The following is an 18,696-nucleotide window of genomic DNA, read 5'->3' as shown; positions in this document are numbered from 1 at the left end:
CTAAAGCTAACTTTAGGTCAATAGGGGTTTTTAGAAAAATTTTCTCTTGCGGCATCTTTTCCTATATGTTATACTGGGAAAAAATCAGAAACGAAATACAGATCAGGTAACTATGTCAGCGTGGACATCTTCGGGTGTCTGCGCTTTTTCTTTTACCTGAAAACAAAGGAGGAGAATGTATATGGTAGAACTCATAGCCAATGTGAACAGTGCCGTCAATGGATTCGTATGGGGTGTCCCCATGCTGGTACTGCTGGTAGGTACCGGTATTCTGATGACGATCCTGACAAATTTTTTCCAGTTATCCCATCTGGGACACTGGTTCAAAAATACGGTGGGCGGCATCTTTCACGACAAGCATGTAACGAAACATACGGAGGCCGGAGATCAGTCCATTTCCCAGTTCCAGTCGCTGTGCACCGCACTGGCTGCCACGATCGGTACCGGTAATATCGTCGGGGTGGCAAGTGCACTGGTCGCCGGCGGTCCCGGCGCCATCTTCTGGATGTGGGTCGTGGCTTTCTTTGGCATGATGACGAACTACTCGGAAAATGTACTGGGTATCTACTACCGCCGCCGGAACTCCAAAGGGGAATGGAGTGGCGGTGCCATGTACTACTTAAAGGACGGTCTCGGCTCCTATAAGGGCTGCAAACAGATCGGTGCCGTACTGGCTGTGCTGTTCTCTGCTTTCTGCCTGCTGGCTTCCTTCGGTATCGGCAACATGAGTCAGGTCAATTCGATTGCTGCGAACATGACTTCTGCCTTTTCCATTCCCGCTACCGCCACCGGCATTGTTCTGGTGATCATCGGTGCGCTGGTCATTGTCGGCGGATTAAAAAGAATCGCAGCTGTCACCGAGAAGCTGGTTCCCTTTATGGCCATCGCTTATGTCATCGGTGCACTGGTAATCTTCTTTGCAAATATCGGTCACGTGGGTACCGTATTTACCGCTATTTTCAAAGGAGCATTCGGTCTGCGCGCCGTGGGCGGCGGTATCGTAGGTTCCGGTGTGAAGCTGGCTCTGACCTGGGGCATGAAGCGCGGCGTGTTCTCCAACGAAGCCGGCCTTGGTTCCTCCGTTATGGTGCATTCCAGTTCCAACGTAAAAGAGCCCGTACGCCAGGGTATGTGGGGCATTTTCGAAGTATTCGCCGACACCATGGTCGTATGTACACTGACAGCCTTTGCGGTTCTGTCCTCCGGACTGATCGACCTGGATACCGGTGCCGTACTGGTGGATGTGTCCGGTTCCGCTCTGGTGGGTCAGGCTTTTGCTACCGTATTCGGCAGCTTCGGTCCCGCCTTCATCGCCATTGCGATCCTGCTGTTCGCCTTCTCTACTGTACTGGGCTGGAGTCACTACGGCTCCAAGGCATGTGAATATTTATTCGGTACGAAATCCACCATTGTCTACAAGATTGCATTCGTACTGATGATCTTCATCGGCTGCACCATGAACTTAGGGCTTGCCTGGGATCTGTCCGATACCTTCAACGGTCTGATGGCGATTCCCAACCTGATCGGTGTCATAGCCCTGTCTCCCGTAGTAATGAAGATCACGAAAAATTACGTGGCACGTATCATTAAAAAAGAAGATGTAAAGCCCATGTTATCTGTTTTCCCCGAAATTCAGGAAGAGCAGGAAAAGGCCATGTAATTTAACTTAGAATCATACTTCTTCTCTGGTAATATTCTTCGCCCATTTACCCTCTCGGTAATGCTTAATGACCCAGGGCCATTTGACGAATTCGTCCGTGCATAACAGGAAATAGACCCACAGCACCGGGAGTTTCAGTACAAATGCGGCGAAGAATCCCAGAGGGATCGCATAGCACCACATATCGATCGTATCGCAGATCAGTCCGAACTTCGTATCTCCGCCGGCACGGAATACTCCGGCGATCAGCGCCGTATTCACGGCAGCGCCCATAATATAATAAGTATTGATGAGCAGCATATATTTCAGATAATGCATGGCAGTGTCATTCAATGTAGCAAACCGTAACACAAAGGGTGTAATTGCCAGTACGATCAGGCCGCCTATAGCTCCGGCGATTACCGTCATCTTCAACATCCGGGAAGCGTAACTCTTCGACTTCTCCAGATCGCCTTGTCCCATAATATTTCCCAGCAATATGCCACCTGCACTGGCAATGGCAAAGCAGAACACCGTACCGATATTGCGCACTACGACCACCAGTGAATTAGCAGCCACCGCATCTGTTCCCAGATGCCCAAGGATCACGGAATACATGGAAAACGCCACACTCCAGGACACATCGTTGCAAAGTGCGGGCAGAGACAGACGCATGAAATCTTGTGTCAGCACCTTACTGTGAACGAGCAGGTACTTCGGATGCAGTTTTACATTTTTGCTAAAGGAAGATACAATAACGCATGCCACCAGTTCCACCAGTCGGGACAGGGCTGTGGCAATGGCGACACCGGTAGCTCCCAGCTTTGGCATGCCGAACAGTCCGAAGATAAATGTGGCATTCAGAATGACATTCAATACGAAAGCCAGCATATTCAACGCCATACTGACCGTCACACGACCTACGCTTCGCAGAATGGCAAGATACACTTCCGTGATGCCCCAGCACAGGTATGTGATGCCCATGATCCGCAGATAAGAGGCGCCGATAGTGATCAGCTCCTGATCAGGTGTAAAGAGAAGCATCATCTTCTGAGGGAGGAAAAATGCAATCAGCGCAACAATACCTGAAATTGCCATAGAGAAACGAAGTGTGATTCCTTCTACAGTATGAATTGCTTCCAGGTTCCCCTTTCCATAATATTGGGCGCACAAGAGAGTGGCTCCCGTCCCCAGTCCGTAATATACCATAAACAGGACATTCGAAAAATTTGACGCCAGGGATACTGCGGATATTGCGGACTGTCCCACATAGTTTAACATAATGACATCCGCGGAATTTACCGCTGCACTGAGCAGATTCTGTATAATGATCGGGATGGTCAGTTTGAACATCTGCCTGTAAAAATCATCTTTTTTCATTGCTGTTATCTGCATGGTATTCCTCACATTTTCTGTTTTATTTTGTTCCTTACATGCCTGATTTCTTTTTTCGCTTTCTACGCATGTGTTTCTTTGACAATTATACATACTCAAATCTTTTTTTCAAGCTTTATGCATGTATTTCATAACATTATTACATTAATAATAAAAAAATCCGGGAAAGGAACTGTCCCGGATTTTTGAAGCTTTGTATTGTCTGCAGTTGCCACGATACTCATACGGTGTGCAATGATCATAACGGTATTGTTGCGGATCAGCTTGAAATGCTGATATTTCGTACCGTAGGACGCATCCCGCAATAGATGAAAAACCCACTTACGGTCTCTGTCCCATAGCGCCTTCCAGTGTCAGGGTCTCACCGCTCATATACTTGAAGTCGGGAGAAGCCAGCTGTACGCAGACGCGGCCGATCTCCTTCTCCACGTCGCCGTAATGTCCCATAGGAGGCATCTTGACGTTTGCCTTGAAAGCATCGGGATATGCCTGCTCGAATTTCTCCAGCTGTGCGGTCCATGCCAGAGGACATACAACGTTGACATTGATGCCATCGGGACCCCACTCGGTAGCTGCGACTCTGGTCAGTCCGCGGATACCTTCCTTGGCCGCCGCATAAGCGCACTGTCCGAAATTACCGAAGAGACCTGCTCCGGAGGCAAAGTTAATAACAGAACCCTTCGTCTCCTTCAGATAAGGATAGCAAGCCTTCATATAGTAGAATGCTGCATACAGACCGGAATATACCGCCAGGTCAAACTGCTCGGTGGTATGATCTGCGATGGTTACACCGGAAGCGGAAGCCTGGGCATTGTTGATCAGTACATCGATCCTTCCGAAAGTGTCAATCGCCTGCTTCACCACATTCTGTACGATTGCTTCATTGTCTGAACCGGCGCTGACATCTGCCTGTACGGGAAGTACCTTGATACCGTACTTTGCCTCCAGTTCTTCCTTCGCATCCGTCAGCTTCTGTACATTGCGTCCGGTCAGCACCAGATTGGCACCTTCTTTGGCATAGGCGGTGGCAATGCCGTAACCGATTGATCCGCACTCTCCGTTACTCCCCCGGTAGAAATCTGCCAGCGCTCCGGCTATCAGAATCAATACCGGATAGCCATAACGATCCAAATATGCCAGAATGTACATTACTGTCGTAGAATAACTGCGCTCCGGCTTCTTCTCAACGATCACTTCCGTGCACCCCCAGCCGCTCTGCCTCTTGTAAGAATCTGACTTCAATCTCTCCGGGCGTATGCTCCGCCAGATCCGGCACGGAAAAAAGCGGCGGCACTGCTCTGTTCTCTTCGCCGTGAAGCAATGTCTTCAGTTCCAGTTCCAGGATCTCATCGTCGATCTGTTTCCAGCGGCGGTTCTCCTCTTCCGTCAGATCATCCAGTCCGAAGTGTGTGAGAATCGTTCCCATAATCTTACTTTCGATCTCCAGATAATTGGTCAGATAGATCTTCACCGGGCGGATGATATCCGAAATATATCCCTCGCTGGCATCATGGAGCAGACAGGCGAGCTGCTGCCTCTTAGACCACCCTCTGGCTTTCGCTTCCGCAGCACAGTTGAGCGAATGCTGTCCCACCGAATAAAAATAGCTCAGCTGTCCACCGCCCCGACACAGTAAGCTCAGCGCATGAGCGATATCCTCAATATATACATCCCCCGGTGTCATCTGCATGGGATCAAACTTTCTGCCAGAATATGTAGTCATGGTGTTCATAAGTGTCGCTCCTTATTTCTCCGCGCGGATCAGGTTCTTATAGAATCTGACAGCTCCGGGCAGACAATTATACTCAATATTTTCGTTCAATCCATGCATTCCCTTCATCTGCTCCGGTCCATAGATCACCGGTGCAAAACGGATGCAGTTCTTGCAGATGGGCTGGTAAAACTGTGCATCGGTCGCACCCGTCATCACATAAGGGCTGGAAGGCAGTCCCGGGAAAGTATCTGCGATGGTCTGCTCCACCAGATGGAATGCTTCTCCGTGAATATCCACAGGCGGCGTATAATCATTAGCATGCAGCACTTCGGTCTCCAGACCGTATTTACCTGCTACTTTTTTGATGATCTCCAGGCTCTCCTTCTCCCCCTGATGAGGAATAAAACGCATGTTGGCGCCCACATAGGCTTCCTGAGGCAGCACATTATAGGCATCGGAGCCCTTCTGCACCGTGAAAACGATCGTCGTCTTCAGCATTGCACCTGCCTGGGCACTGATCGCAGGCATGACCGCTTTTAATACCGGGCCGAACAGCCACACATTGCCGAATACCAGCTTCATTCCGAATCCGGCATAGGGAGCCAGTTTTGTGAACATTGCCGATACCTCCGGCAGCAGCTTTTTCCGGAACGGGGAATGCGTCTCCACCTCATTGACAAAAGCGGATAATCTGGCAATGGGCGTTCCCTTCGACGGTGCGCTGGCATGTCCGCCATTGCTCCGTGCAGTGAACTTCACATCTGCCTTGCCCTTTTCAAATACGCCTACCATTGCAAAATTGCCGTGAATGCCGCCGATGGGTTCGGTGATGATTGCACCGCCCTCATCGCATACCAGGAACAGCTCGATCCCTCTGCGCTGCAATTCTGACACAATCTTCGGTGCACCGTCACCGCCCCACTCTTCCGTGCAGGAGCTTGCCAGATAGACATCGGTGGGCGGGACGAACCCTTCCGACAGGAGTTCCTCCACCGCCTGGAAAAATGCCATTACAGAGGCCTTGGTATCGGATGCGCCTCTGCCCCATACTTTTCCTTCTGCGATATCTCCGGAAAAAGGTGCATGAACCCATTCACCTTCCGCCGGCACCACATCCTGGTGGCTCATGAGCAGGATCGGTTTTTCAGAGCTTTTTCCTTTCCAGTAAAATAACAGATTCCCATCGATCTCTGTCTTCTCCAGCTTCTCATGTACCAGAGGGAACAGTTCCTCCAGCACCTTATGGAAGCCTAAGAATTTCTCCACCTCTGCCACGTTGGCATAGGAGGTGGTGTCATATTGAATCATTTTCGACAGCTTCTCTGCCAGTGCCAGCGCTTCCTCCTCCGGTTCGTCTGCCACATAAGTCGAAGTCTTCGACGGCATCAATAAGGTACGGAGCACTGCGATCAACAGTAACAATACGATCACAGCCAACACTGCAAGAAGTATCAAACCTATGTATTTCATATCTGTCCTCTTTTCTTAATTATTCTTCTGTCGTTTTCTGTGTATTCTTTTTCCGGAACAGCAGATATGCCACACCGATGGCAATCGCGCCGGAAGGAACGATCATAAAGCTGGTGGAGCCGATCAGGGATGGTACCAGAATGAATAACAGGCTCATGAGGATCAGCGGCAATGCAGCGATCTTCATATTTTTCCGGTAATATTTGTACGCCATGGCACCGAACAGCGCCGGAACCACATTTTCAAAAGCCGGCTGCAATACTTCGCTCTGCAGCACGGGCTGCAGCGGCACCATCAATAACACGCCCAGCGCCAGGACGAGGATTGTCACCAGAGAAGATGTGGCAATGGAGATCGTGGAGATGATCTCATTTTCCGGGGTTCCGGTCTTCGCTCCTACCATGTCTCTCGCATTGACCGCGCAGGGGATCTTCATATTGATCAGGTTACCGGTGATAAATGCCAGGTATCCGCCGCCGGCTCCCAGCATCGGTGTGTAGATCAAAAACTCCGCGATGCTGCTGACCAGCCATACGATTCCCACAGAGAGGAACCCCTTGCCGACAGCACTCAGATCCGGATACGCACCTAAAAGCTTACCGATGAGAAACGGTGCTCCCACCAACATCACCAGCGTAATGATACTCACAGTCCGCCCGATGACATGTGTTTTCTTTGTGTAGGCCTGCCAGGTATCCGGAGTCTGCCCGGTCTGTTCCTTTGTTGCTTCTCCACTATTCAGTTCTGTATTATCTATTGTCATGCTATCCGCTTTCATGTTATCTGTTCTCGTACTATCTGCCTTCATACTATCTGCCTTCATGCTATCTGTTCTCATATTGATATTCCTTTCCGTTTCGGAGATACGCTACCCGGTACTATGTAGGTTGTTCTGTCAGTCGTTACAGCAACCCCACCAGCACCGCTGCCGTCATACCGATGATCATGCTTCCGGCAATGGAAAAGCTGTCCACCCAGGCTTTTCCTTTTTTCTCAATGAGGTATACAAACCCTGCCATCACCAGTGCCGATACCGCCATTACCACTAACGGAATGTAATCTCCGTGAAACGTAAACAATCCGTTCTCCGATATAAAACCGCCAAGATATCTTCCGATGTAGGTGCTGACCAGTCCGATGAACATGGCGGTCATTGCCATATCTCCGAAACCCGGCTTGCCGGATTTTTTATTCGAGGTCAGCTTCTGTGTATATTTTTTATTCAGGAAAATGGACAATGTCATGCCCCAGATAATGCAGATGCTCATGAGCAGTGCGATCGTGGAAAATGCCTGCGGTGTCATTTCCGCAGCAGACAATGTGCTCATTCCCACCTGCTCCGCTGCTGCCTGCGCCACCTGGGTCTCATAATGCAGTGCACCGATCACGGACAATCGAAGCCACGGCCAGGGTGTTCCCAGACTTCCCGACAGGGCGATGACACCCAGCAGGATCCCCACACTGGGCAACAGGGAAAAGGTCGCACTGGAGATGATCGTACGCTTCATTTTCGTGGTATCCATACCGAGTGCCTGTCCGGCGCGGTATGCCCTCACCAGAAAAATCACACAGACTACCGCCACAAAAGCAATGATCCCTCCACAGATCAGGTACATCGGTACACTGTTTAACTGACTTAAGATTGACATGTCTCTTCCTCCTTCAGAATCTCTCTGATTTTATCTTCCTGTAAGTGCTCTCCGATGACGATCAGCACCTCCTGCCCCACTGCGACAGACTGCATCGTATGACTGTCCGGTGTAGCATTCAATTCCATCCATTGTCCTGCTCCGTTTTTCACAAAGCCCTTGATACGGAATACTTCTCCGCAGGACTTGTCGGAAAACAGTCTGGGCACCGCCCGTTCCAAAGCCTCCGGCTTAATCTTCTCTTCCATGAAAAATAAAGAGTCGAAGCTCTGTCCATTCTCTAAATCCATCTTGCGGTAACTTTCCAGACGATAACCGCATTCGGATACTTCCTCTAAATCTTCTTTTGTCAGATCCGTGAGATTTTTCTGTAAGATGTCCTTCTTGGGGTCGATTCTCCGGTCGCAACGGATCTGTTCCAGTGCCCGGTTGAGATGTGCCACCGTGTCCTCACACTGTTCCCTGGTGGCTGCATCCGCATGGCTCAGGATCACTTTTCCGGCATTGGCAGCCTCCGATGCCAGCAGATAGTCCGCCTGCTGTGAGAGATTATTCTCCAGTCTTGCATCCAGTATGGCGATGACATTGCCGATCTCATACCACTGGTCCAGTGGCTCCTCCCGAAGTACATCAAAAAACTCATCTACATCATAGATTCCCGACGGCTCCACCAGCACCCTGTCATAACCACACATTCGCATGGAGATCAGCTTCGTACGGAAACGTCTCCTGTGGCTCTCCGCATCGCATCCTCCGGCAATCATCTCCAGTTCGCACTGATCTCCCCTGAGTTCGTGGAGCATCAGCATATCCACGTTGATGGCACCGAAATCATTTTCCAGAATACCGATATGCAGTCCCTGATCCATCAGGTATTCTGCATATTTTTTCAGAAAAGTAGTCTTTCCGGATCCCAGGAAGCCTGTGATCAGATCGATCGTTACCATATATCGTCTTTCCTCTCTGTTTCATTGATTTGCATAGTGATCACTTCTATAATTCTTTCTCATAACACCAGTAGTAATGCCCGAAAAGCTCACATTCCCCTGCCGTGGTAAAATGCAATTTTTCATAAGAACGCAGGGCTTTCACGTTGTCCTTTGCCACTAATATGTGTGCCGCCTTATAACCCTGTGATTTCAATTCCGCCATAGCTTCCTGCAACAGGATCCTGGCAATGCCGCGATTCTGATATTCTGCTGCCACTCCCAGTCTGGACAGCTCTGCCACCGGGGTAAGATCCTCTGACCAACAGGACAGTGCCTCCACTTCCGGGTCATCGTCTATGGAGATTGTGCCTATTAATCGTTCTCTCTCATCAGGTTCCGGCATTCTCTCATACAAACAAAACAATGCATTTCTCGACAGGTCAAATTCCACTTCCCGTTCTGTGGGATAATTTTCTGTCCAGACACAATATTCGGTTCCGATCAGGGAACGGTATAACTGCAGGATTTCTTCTGCTTCTTCTCTGCGTGCCCTGCGAAATTCCATGTGATGATCTTTCATGCTGTTCCATCCCTTTACTGACTTATCTTTTACTGACTTATCTTTTACGTTTTTATGCTTTACGTTTTTTCATTTGCAGCTTGATTGTTTTACTGTTTTATAGTTCCCCACTACCGCCGCATACAGTACACTTTTTGTCTCCGTGACACAGAATGCAGTCATCAGAGATCACACCCTTGCCATGACAGATACTACAAGACTTACCACCGCTTCCACCGCACTGCTGGCAGGTATTTCCACCACTGCCTCCACAATGTCTGCAGCTGGTTCCGCTGGTAGCATCCACACCGCTGCCGCCGCATCCGGGACAGGTCTGTCTGCCACTGCCTCCGCAGGTACCGCAGGTCTCCCACAAGGATCCTCCACAACGCTTACAAGGTGCTGTACCACCCTTGCATTCCTGGCAGATTCCGGTTCCGTCACAGGCACTACATTTTGTCTTCTGTGAAACGTTTGTTGTCGATCCACTACCTGTAGTTCCGTTTTCCGGAACTGCATTGTTTGCTCCGCTTTCCGCCGCATTTCCAGCCTTATCTGAATTAGCTGAATTACCTGTATTATCTGTCTTATCCAGAACAGTATCCCCGGCTCCTGTGTCGGTTCCTTCGATGATGACCGGCGTACCGGCATCCTGCAGCTCTAAGACGGCATCCACACCTTGTTCTTTTAATTCCTCAGTAACTGCAGCCGCGATCACCTGTTCCACTGTGTCTGCCTGCCCGGACTCCGTTGATTTTTCCAGATCTATGGTGATATTTTTACCGTCTGCCAGATACTCTTTTGCCACTGCCTGCTGTATGATCACAGGCATAGCCTTTTCCACATCCATCCCCGTGAGGTCCGTCTCTGAGAACAGATCTTCCGCATCCTGATTCAGGCATGCAACCGCCACTACCTTTGACTGCTTATCCAGATATAACCTGAATTCGGGATTGATCGTAATATGTAGCCGGTATGCATAATCCAATGTTTCCGGATCTGTTGTCTCTGCCTGCTCTTCTGCCGCAGCAGTCTGTTCTGTGGCAGTTACAGCGATGTCTGTCTGTACCTGTGATCCTTCCGCTTCCTGTGCTTTATTGCCGCAGCCAGATAACAGCAACAAACTTATTCCCGTTAACAACGCCGCTATTTTGATTCTTTGACCTGATAACACTTCTGCCTTGTTTCTCTTTTTCATATCCTACCTCATAGCTTTCTTGCATCTGTTTTACACCTTTAATGTTTTCAGATACTCTTTCTGCTCCCGAGTGATCCGGTAGCTTTCCCTCGCCTTCTGTATGGTCTTGTTATGAGTCCATGGATCCAAGCATTTTTTCTCGATATAGCCAACGGCCGCATCCCACTGTTTTGCCAGTGCCGTGGCATAGAACCACGCGATCATCATGTTCACATAATATTCCTCGGAATGTACCGCTGCCGGGATCTCCAGATATTCCACCCGGAAATCCTCATCCAGGAAATGTGTCATCAGCATTTCCATTCCAAAGCGGCAGGTATAAGGGTGGTCCGAAGCTGTCCATTCTCTTATTTTGTCTATGAGTTTGTCTTTATTTTTGCGAAACACTTTTGGTGAATAAATATCACACACCGCCCAGTTATCTACATAAGGCAGGAAACGCTCCACTTCTTTTACACAAACCTCGTAATCTTTGATCTCCGCCACCAGCAGCGCATGCAAAATATTTTCATCATAATAAGTGTGCGGCAGCTGCTTCAGAAACTCTACGCTCTCCGGATCCTTTCCATACTCCTTCGCAAGCTTACGAATAGCGGGAATGCGGACACCGATAATCGTCTCCACAGGAATCGTCGGGATTAATTTGCTCTGAAAATCACGGTAACCTTTATCTTGCAATTGAAATAATAATTCCTGTGCTTTCATACAATTTTCTCCTCAAAATGCCTGCTTTCTGTTTATTGTACCACAAGCATAGAAGATATGCAAAACAGTCATGGATGGAAATTAAGAGTGATGCGGCGAACACCCTCCTGTGTCCTTTCTCCTCAGCGTAACTAGTTTATGGGTATTAGTTACTTATTTTGTTGCTGATACCCACGCTATGAAGAGTTTGAGGGTATATCTGTGTAAACAACCCGGATATAAGCTGACAGATATTCCCATTTTCTTCTTTTCAGTTTTCATCTGTGAGAGTATAATAAAACACAGAAAACATTTGGAGATTTTGTTCCAGAGAGGAGACCACAATGAAATTAAAAGAATTACAGGACGCTATGATCGCTGCCATGAAGGCAAAGGATAAATTCAGAAAGGATGCTATCTCCGCGCTGGTATCCGCTGTAAAGAAAAAAGGGATCGACAACGGCTGCCGTGACAATATTCCCGATGAGATGGCCAACGAAGCCATCTTAAAAGAGATCAAATCCGTGAAGGAGCAGATCGATACCTGCCCCGCAGACCGTACCGAGCTGCTGGAGGAATACAAGAAGCGCTATGAGATCATGAGCGAATTTGCTCCCAAGATGCTCTCCGCTGAGGAAGTCAAGGCAATTCTGGAAGAGAAATTCGCAGATGTTCTGGCTACGAAAAATAAGGGCCAGATCATGAAGGCTGTTATGGGCGAACTGAAGGGCAAGGCTGACGGCAAGGTCATCAATCAGGTCGTTGCTGAGCTGACCAAATAATATGTGCGGTGCATTATCAGCGATTTTGAAATCCATCAACAAACGGCTTCCGGAGGATCTCCGAAAGCCGCTTGTTATCTAAAGCATTATTCCACTACTACCGTACCGTCTTCTTTTACGGTAATATTCATGTCATCCTTCACATATTCCAGAAATTCTTCCCCCAGACTGTCAATGACAGGCATCTGCACATTGTCAAGCCACACATCTGCCAGGATTGCTCCGGCTGCTGCCAGGGAATCAATAGGTTCGGAAAACAGCATACATGCCGGTTGTCTGTTCATGGAGCAGGCACAGTAAAGTACCAGTCCGCCGGTGGTAGATCCGATAGTCGTCGGCAGGCACAGGGCTTTGCCCGCCATCTGTTTACCATAGAGGTCGGGATTATTCTGATCTCCGCAGGTTGCTTTTTTATCGCCGAACTGTAATGCCTTTTGGAAAGATGCCAGTGTGTTCAGACCCCCGTGAGATACCAGTGCCTTGGCTGTTACAGTTCCGGAGGCTACGATTCTTCCTTTAAATTCTTTCATTTGTCCGCTCCTCCCTTCGTGATCTGCTCTAAGATCTCAGCATCGGTATAATATCTTGCACTGGTGTAGGTCCGCAGCTTGTTGCTGGAAGTAATGACCGGCATCTTCTCGCTGAGAGGATTGTTCATATACATTAACGGGCAGATATAGGAAGTAATAACTCCCGTTGCCTTTAACGTCTCCGCATAAGGGGTCTCCTGAAATTTTTTCAGTACCGCGGGTGCCGCCGTGAATACGGTAGGAATACATACTCTGGTTCTACCTGCTTCTTTCAGGCTCTGAGAGACTTTTTCCGTCCAGTCGATGAGCTGCTGTAAACTCATATGGGGACATCCCATGAAACACAGCTTCGGCTTGGCATCCTTCTTTTTCCAGATCACCGGATAGCTCTCATAGACCCTCTGAAGTTCCGCATCATCTACCACATAGACCTTTGCATCCTCCGCAATCAGATCTTTTCCGTATTTTACAGCCTCCGGAGTGATATTTTCCACATGGTACAGACCTACCGCACCGTTGGAAGCAGTCGCTGCGCCGAAATCCTTCAGATAGGTTTTCGCTGCATCATCCAGCTTACCGCCCAGCCATTTGTCCAGTCCTACGATATAGGGAACATCCGCCATGACTTTCATACCAATGGCAGATCCAAGCAGCTGTGCTTCCGGCTTCTTCGTTGTCTCTATCTTCACGATCCAGGTGGCTTTTCTGCCCTCATCCGTTAACAGACCGAAACGGGGCACATAGCCCACTACCGAACCCATGAGGTCAATGATACCGGAGTTACGATTGCATCTTGCCCCCAATACGGAGTTGGCATAAACCACTGCGGAAGACTCAGACCAGGACAGCACCTCTCCCATGGCCGGGGTATTTCCCACTTCATCCATGTAACAGGTGCAGGTGTAAGCATCCTTTTCCATGATACCCAGCTGTGTCAGCTGTTTCTCGTAGTCATCCTGCTTGGAGTACATGAAATTCTTGAACACAAAATCCTGTAAAAAAGAACTGGGCACATTGGGATCCAGTGGTCTCGGATCGGCGGAAAATTTCTGTTTGGATACATTGCCGGATTCGATCAGCTGATTCATCAGTTCATACACCGGCGCCAGTGCTTTCAATCCGAAAGAGGTTACCAGATGGTTATATTTACTGGTCACAGGCACCATACCGTCCGCACCGAACAGCTCGCCGTAGCGCACCAGCGTCTGCATGACCTTCGCCAGGGTCGCTCCCTGTTTTCCATCATATATTTCCTGTTGTTCTTTTGTTAAGTTCATTGATTTCCCTCCCTTTAAATCTTCATGGCAACTTCATAAGCGCGCCATACGACACTTCGCAGATTGCCTACACCGTCACAGTCACCTACCAGGCTGACATTGCTGCCCTTCGGTGCCAGTGGATTGGGAATGTATCCTGCGGAGCTGATCACACTGTCACAGGGAATTGTGATCTCTTTTCCGGAAGCATCCTTGCATACGATGCTGTCATCCTTTACTTCCTGCAGCGTAGTTTCCAGATATACGGGCACTTTCTTCCAGGCGAACCACTCTCTCAGATAGGAACTGTTGGCCAGGCATACTCCGGTCTGGGCGATGAGATCGTTTTTCATCTCTACGATTACAGGCTGTTTGCCCTGCAGCGCCAGTTCATAAGCAATCTCACAGCCGGTGAGTCCGCCGCCGATGACGGCAACCTTTTCTCCTACGGGAGTACCGGTAAGGTATTCGCATGCCTCAACCATCTTCTCATGACCGGGCACTTTTTTCAGTACTCTGGGCACTGCTCCGGTAGCGATGATCACGGGAGCACCGGCAAACGGAGCGATGCTCTCCACTTTTTCATTGTAATGAATCTCGATTTCCAAATCTGCCATCTGCTTCCGATACCAGGTCAGAAGATCCCGCAGTTTTCCCTTATAGCTTTCCGCACTGGCAGCAATAAAGGTTCCGCCCAGATGATCTGTCTGCTCGTGAATCACCGGCTCATGTCCCCGCAGCTTCAGTACTCTGGCAGCCTCCATGCCGCCGATACCGCCACCGATAATATGTACTTTCTTCGGGCTGGTGGTGGGGACGATCTTGTGCTTCTCCCACTGCATGGTCTCGGCATTTACCGCACAGCGTGCCAGATGCAGGGAATCAGATAATGCCTGATCATTGGGAACTCCCTTATAGTGACACATGTTGAAGCAGCCGTTGTGGCACAGAATACAGGGACGGATGTCGTCCTCCTTATCATTCATCAGCTTGGTCACCCATTCCTGGTCTGCCAGGAACTGTCTGGCGAATCCGGCACCATCGATTCTTCCGTCTGCAATAGCAGCCGCAGCCGTCTCCGGATCCATACGTCCGGCGCATACCACAGGGATATCCACGAATTTACGGATATGCGCCACATCCTCCAGATTGCAGTTCTCCGGCATATAGATAGGGGGATGTGCCCAGTACCAGGCATCGTAAGTACCGTTATCGCAGTTTAACATATCATAACCGGCATCCTGCAGATACTTCGCTGCTTTTTCGGATTCTGCCATATCACGACCTGCTTCTGTGAAGCTTTCTCCGGGAAGTGCTCCCTCACGGAAGCCCTTGGTCTTGGATTCCACACTGTACCTAAGAGACACAGGGAAATCCTGCCCGCAGACCTTCTTGATCTCTTTTACGATCTCTACAGCAAAACGATATCTGTTTTCAAAAGATCCACCATATTCATCGGTTCGCTGATTCACATATTTTAAAGTAAACTGATCCAGTAGATAGCCTTCATGTACCGCATGGATCTCCACACCGTCCACACCGGCATCCTTTAATAATTTTGCTGTCTTACCGAATGCGGTGATGAACTCCTGAATCTCCTCCACGGTCATCTCCCGGGAAGGAACTTTATCTGACCAGCGGTTCGGAGACGGGCTGGGTGCGGCTGTAATCTTGTCGAGATCCATAAAAGGTTTCGCCAGTACCCGCAATGCCTTATTGGTGTACAGGGTCTCCATCATTTCACTGATGGTAAATGATCTGCCGAAACCTGCCGTCAGCTGGACGAACAGCTTTGCTCCTGTCTTGTGGAACTTTGGCATCCACTTTGCCAGATCCTCATACATTTTTTTCTTCTTATACAGCCACTGTCCGTACATGGGATTGTATACCGGCTGACATCCCGGAAGCACCAGACCGCAATTATTTTTCGCTACCTCCAGAATAAATTTCGCACCATCCTTGTCAAAATGGTTCACTTCCATCCATCCCAACAGGTTTGTGCCACCCATGGATGTCAGAACAATGCGGTTCTTAATCTCGCAGTTTCCGATCTTCCACGGCGTAAACAACGGTTCCAACTGTTGTTTCATTGTAACTCCTCCTTTGCCTTCTCTCTTCTCATTTGCGTACCCCTATATGTATTTTTATTATAACACGCCGCCTTGCCGGCAGTAAAAATATTTCTTATTGATTATTCTGCAAAATAGGTCGCATTTTGTTGTTGCATCAACAACTTTTTTTATTTTAACAGACTATATGTCACTTGTCTACTCTGTCTTCCACAGGTCTCCCCATACGGAATCACACAAATTGACACAGTATTCTCTGGAAAACTCCGGATCCTGCGAAACGATCTCATTTTCCTCTGCCAGTTCTTCCGGATAATCCTCCAGAAAATATGTCGTCACACCTTCGGGACCGGAAGCCACATGACTGATTATCGTTTTCACCCCATAATCTGCGATCTCCACTTCCCCATCCTCGTTCTTCGTAAGCGTTACCTCGGCCATGCCGCCTACCATACGGTTAGCGACTCCCTCTCCGGTGCCGGAGGTCCAGTTCACGAAATTGCCCAGGGAATAATAGACCAGCATTTCATGCTCGCTCGATTCATCTGTCACCCATTCTATGGGTTCAATGACATGCGGGTGGGTACCCAGGATCAAATCCGCACCGTTTTCCGCAAATATCTTGGTCCATTTCTCCTGGGAAGCATCTGATGTCAGCCTGTACTCCGTTCCCCAGTGCGGACATACGATGGTGAAGTCCGCCAATTTCTCTGCCCTCTGAATATCTGCCGCCACCTGCTCTTCACTCAACAGATCCACCGCATAGGGCATATCCGCCGGCAGAGAAATACCGTTGGTCCCATAAGTGTAGTTCAGGACTGCAATCCGCATGTCTCCCAGCTCAATGATTGCCGGATCTGCGCCACAGGAAGTGGAGGTATCCGCAATATCATGAATACCCAGGACAGTGATCTGTGGGTATTCGTCCCTCCAGTACTCCGCGCAGTTTACCAGCCCCGCACGTCCCTTGTCCATAGCATGGTTCGTGGCATGACAGATGACATCGAAGCCTGCTCCCACCAATGAATCGCAGAGACTGTAATCCGCATTGAAGCAGGGGTACCCGGAGATTCCAAGATCCGCACCGCCTATGATCACCTCCTGATTCACCAGGGCAAGATCTGCTGCAGCAATCTCCTCTTTTGTATGGGAAAACAGAGAATCATAGTCGTAACTTCCATCCGGCTGCAGACAGCTTTCCTCCACCGGAGTGTGAAGCAGTATATCCCCTACCATGATGATCTTGTACTCCGGCGCGGCTTCCGGTGGTTGATCGGAAGATGGTTGGATTGCATCCTGCGTTTCTGTTTCTATTGCTTCTGTTTCTATTGCAATAGTTCCTGTGGTACTGACAATATTTCCATTTGTTACTGTATTGTCCTCAGACACCATCTCAGTCTTCGCACAGCCGATCAATAAAAAAATGTTCCATATACAAATATAAAACATTATTGTTTTTCTTAAAGTCAAAAGTCTTCTATCTGCCATTTCTCTACCTTTTCACTGATTTTTCTGTATTTTATTCACTTCTTATATGTTCCATTATAACATACATATTTCTTTTATCAAAAATTGCATTTCAAAATATTATTAACAAATATTATCAGAAGCTGTTTGATTATACGGAATTGATTTATATCCTTTTTCGAATTTTTTTCGGGCATCCTTTTTCATACATTTTTTATGTACTAAATATTTGACTGATGAGATTTTCCACACTCATTGTGTTTAAACTGTATTTTTCTGATTCAAATGTATATATAATGTCTCTACCTTGTATGAACCCATTCTTGGAGTAAATGTCTATTTTTTTCATAGCTTTCTGACAATAAATCGGATCTGTCATCATTCCCAAATGCTCCCATAAAATCGTTTTTCGATCTGTTAACCGCAGGCAGGTAAAATCCGGATATATCATTCCCAATCCCTTTAGGGTTACAGGGCATTCATACTTGTATGGGATATTTTTATGGTACAACATATCTGCAATGATCTTTTCTGACTTTGATCTGACTCTTTCCTTTTTTTCTGTGTAGATTTCTGCCTGTCCTTCTTCAAAATCTTTACCTGAATATATTTGTGCTGACCACTGATTCACATATTCCTTATCCGACATTATCCTCGAATCCACCATTTTTTTCCTGGATGGACTCATTCTGTCATAGACACTATATAGTTCTTCTACCTGTACTATTTCTTGTTTTTCATATTTTTTAATAATATTTTGTATGTTCTTTAATTGCTTTTCTACCTCTGACAGCAATTTCTCATCATAATTTCGTTGTGCAAGTTTACCTGCCAATTCAAAATCAGATTTTCGCAGATATTTTCCGTTTGGATAGGATGTTCTAGTTTCAGCAGAGTCCAAATAATATTGTTCAACGCCTCTGCAGTTAATTATTTTCAGATTGCCTGATGGTGCATTCTGTATACTTGTTTCCAAATTTTGTTTCAAATCCCTTAACCAATGTTCTCTTTTTATCAATTGTTCATATAGTAAATCCTTTATAGCCTTTTCCTCCCGCCGTACATTTTTCATTTAGTGCTTTTCATTTTATCTCTATTTTTCCCTTTCTTGCATGTATTCTCTTACCTCTGGCACATACCTAATCCATAATTTCACCCTCTCTCGCATGTGTTTCCTCACCTCTGGCACATACCCATTTCATCTTTTTTCTTTTTTCGCATGTGTTCTCTTACCTCTGGCACATACCTAATCCATAATTTCACCTCTTTCGCATGTGTTTCCTCGCCTCTGGCACATACCTATTTCATCTTTTTTCTTTTTTCGCATGTATTTCCTTGCCTCTGGCACATACCTA

Annotated in this window: 17 protein-coding genes; 2 read left to right on the top strand and 15 right to left on the bottom strand. The window is 47.9% G+C overall.

The window, feature by feature from the left end; all coding sequences use genetic code 11:
• Positions 1-181: 181 nt before the first annotated feature.
• The gene (locus tag FYJ59_RS09895; protein WP_154496711.1) at positions 182-1,660 is read left to right on the top strand and encodes an alanine/glycine:cation symporter family protein; all 1,479 of its coding nucleotides are present in this window, start codon (positions 182-184) and stop codon (positions 1,658-1,660) included.
• A gap of 12 nt (positions 1,661-1,672) precedes the next feature.
• On the opposite strand, the gene FYJ59_RS09890 is transcribed toward FYJ59_RS09895, so the two are convergent.
• From FYJ59_RS09890 to FYJ59_RS09845, 10 genes are all read right to left on the bottom strand, one after another.
• Positions 1,673-3,034: an MATE family efflux transporter gene (locus FYJ59_RS09890; RefSeq protein WP_154496709.1), complete on the bottom strand. Its 1,362-nt coding sequence runs from the start codon at positions 3,032-3,034 to the stop codon at positions 1,673-1,675.
• Between the two features lie 321 nt (positions 3,035-3,355).
• Positions 3,356-4,276, bottom strand: a complete 921-nt coding sequence (locus FYJ59_RS09885; protein ID WP_235897995.1) for an SDR family NAD(P)-dependent oxidoreductase — start codon at positions 4,274-4,276, stop codon at positions 3,356-3,358.
• The gene (locus FYJ59_RS09880; RefSeq protein WP_154496707.1) at positions 4,218-4,766 is read right to left on the bottom strand and encodes a phosphohydrolase; all 549 of its coding nucleotides are present in this window, start codon (positions 4,764-4,766) and stop codon (positions 4,218-4,220) included. The genes FYJ59_RS09885 and FYJ59_RS09880 overlap by 59 nt, the downstream gene beginning before the upstream one ends.
• A gap of 12 nt (positions 4,767-4,778) precedes the next feature.
• Entirely contained in the window at positions 4,779-6,218 is a 1,440-nt protein-coding gene (locus tag FYJ59_RS09875) for a M20/M25/M40 family metallo-hydrolase (RefSeq protein WP_154496705.1), read from the bottom strand.
• A gap of 19 nt (positions 6,219-6,237) precedes the next feature.
• Positions 6,238-7,056 (bottom strand): hypothetical protein, encoded by an 819-nt coding sequence (locus FYJ59_RS09870; RefSeq protein WP_154496701.1) that lies wholly within the window; start codon positions 7,054-7,056, stop codon positions 6,238-6,240.
• 64 nt (positions 7,057-7,120) lie between these two features.
• Positions 7,121-7,867: a DUF5058 family protein gene (locus tag FYJ59_RS09865; RefSeq protein ID WP_154496699.1), complete on the bottom strand. Its 747-nt coding sequence runs from the start codon at positions 7,865-7,867 to the stop codon at positions 7,121-7,123.
• Positions 7,855-8,814, bottom strand: coding sequence for a GTP-binding protein (locus FYJ59_RS09860; RefSeq protein ID WP_154496697.1), 960 nt, complete (start codon positions 8,812-8,814; stop codon positions 7,855-7,857). Before FYJ59_RS09860 ends, FYJ59_RS09865 begins: the two co-directional genes overlap by 13 nt.
• A gap of 46 nt (positions 8,815-8,860) precedes the next feature.
• The gene (locus FYJ59_RS09855) at positions 8,861-9,376 is read right to left on the bottom strand and encodes a GNAT family N-acetyltransferase (protein ID WP_235897993.1); all 516 of its coding nucleotides are present in this window, start codon (positions 9,374-9,376) and stop codon (positions 8,861-8,863) included.
• 97 nt (positions 9,377-9,473) lie between these two features.
• Positions 9,474-10,553 (bottom strand): anti-sigma-I factor RsgI family protein, encoded by a 1,080-nt coding sequence (locus FYJ59_RS09850; RefSeq protein ID WP_154496695.1) that lies wholly within the window; start codon positions 10,551-10,553, stop codon positions 9,474-9,476.
• A gap of 30 nt (positions 10,554-10,583) precedes the next feature.
• A complete protein-coding gene (locus FYJ59_RS09845; RefSeq protein WP_154496693.1) occupies positions 10,584-11,258 on the bottom strand; it encodes a DNA alkylation repair protein in 675 nt (224 codons plus the stop codon).
• 323 nt (positions 11,259-11,581) lie between these two features.
• On the opposite strand from FYJ59_RS09845, the gene FYJ59_RS09840 reads away from it, so the two are divergent.
• Entirely contained in the window at positions 11,582-12,019 is a 438-nt protein-coding gene (locus FYJ59_RS09840) for a GatB/YqeY domain-containing protein (protein WP_022154647.1), read from the top strand.
• Between the two features lie 86 nt (positions 12,020-12,105).
• On the opposite strand, the gene FYJ59_RS09835 is transcribed toward FYJ59_RS09840, so the two are convergent.
• The 5 genes from FYJ59_RS09835 to FYJ59_RS09815 all read right to left on the bottom strand — a co-directional run bounded on the left by FYJ59_RS09835 (position 12,106) and on the right by FYJ59_RS09815 (position 18,413).
• Positions 12,106-12,549: an aconitase X swivel domain-containing protein gene (locus tag FYJ59_RS09835; protein ID WP_022154650.1), complete on the bottom strand. Its 444-nt coding sequence runs from the start codon at positions 12,547-12,549 to the stop codon at positions 12,106-12,108.
• Entirely contained in the window at positions 12,546-13,826 is a 1,281-nt protein-coding gene (locus tag FYJ59_RS09830; protein WP_154496690.1) for an aconitase X, read from the bottom strand. The genes FYJ59_RS09835 and FYJ59_RS09830 overlap by 4 nt, the downstream gene beginning before the upstream one ends.
• A 14-nt stretch (positions 13,827-13,840) precedes the next feature.
• The gene (locus FYJ59_RS09825; RefSeq protein WP_154496688.1) at positions 13,841-15,895 is read right to left on the bottom strand and encodes an oxidoreductase; all 2,055 of its coding nucleotides are present in this window, start codon (positions 15,893-15,895) and stop codon (positions 13,841-13,843) included.
• A gap of 177 nt (positions 15,896-16,072) precedes the next feature.
• Complete coding sequence (locus FYJ59_RS09820; RefSeq protein ID WP_235897992.1) at positions 16,073-17,362, bottom strand: CapA family protein; 1,290 nt, start codon at positions 17,360-17,362, stop codon at positions 16,073-16,075.
• Between the two features lie 193 nt (positions 17,363-17,555).
• The gene (locus FYJ59_RS09815; protein WP_154496684.1) at positions 17,556-18,413 is read right to left on the bottom strand and encodes a hypothetical protein; all 858 of its coding nucleotides are present in this window, start codon (positions 18,411-18,413) and stop codon (positions 17,556-17,558) included.
• Positions 18,414-18,696: the final 283 nt, after the last annotated feature.

Source organism: Waltera intestinalis (assembly GCF_009695995.1).
GTDB classification, from domain to species: Bacteria; Bacillota; Clostridia; order Lachnospirales; family Lachnospiraceae; genus Acetatifactor; species Acetatifactor intestinalis.
The sequence above is the reverse complement of the archived record's forward strand: the minus strand, read 5'-3'. Positions and strand labels throughout refer to the sequence as shown.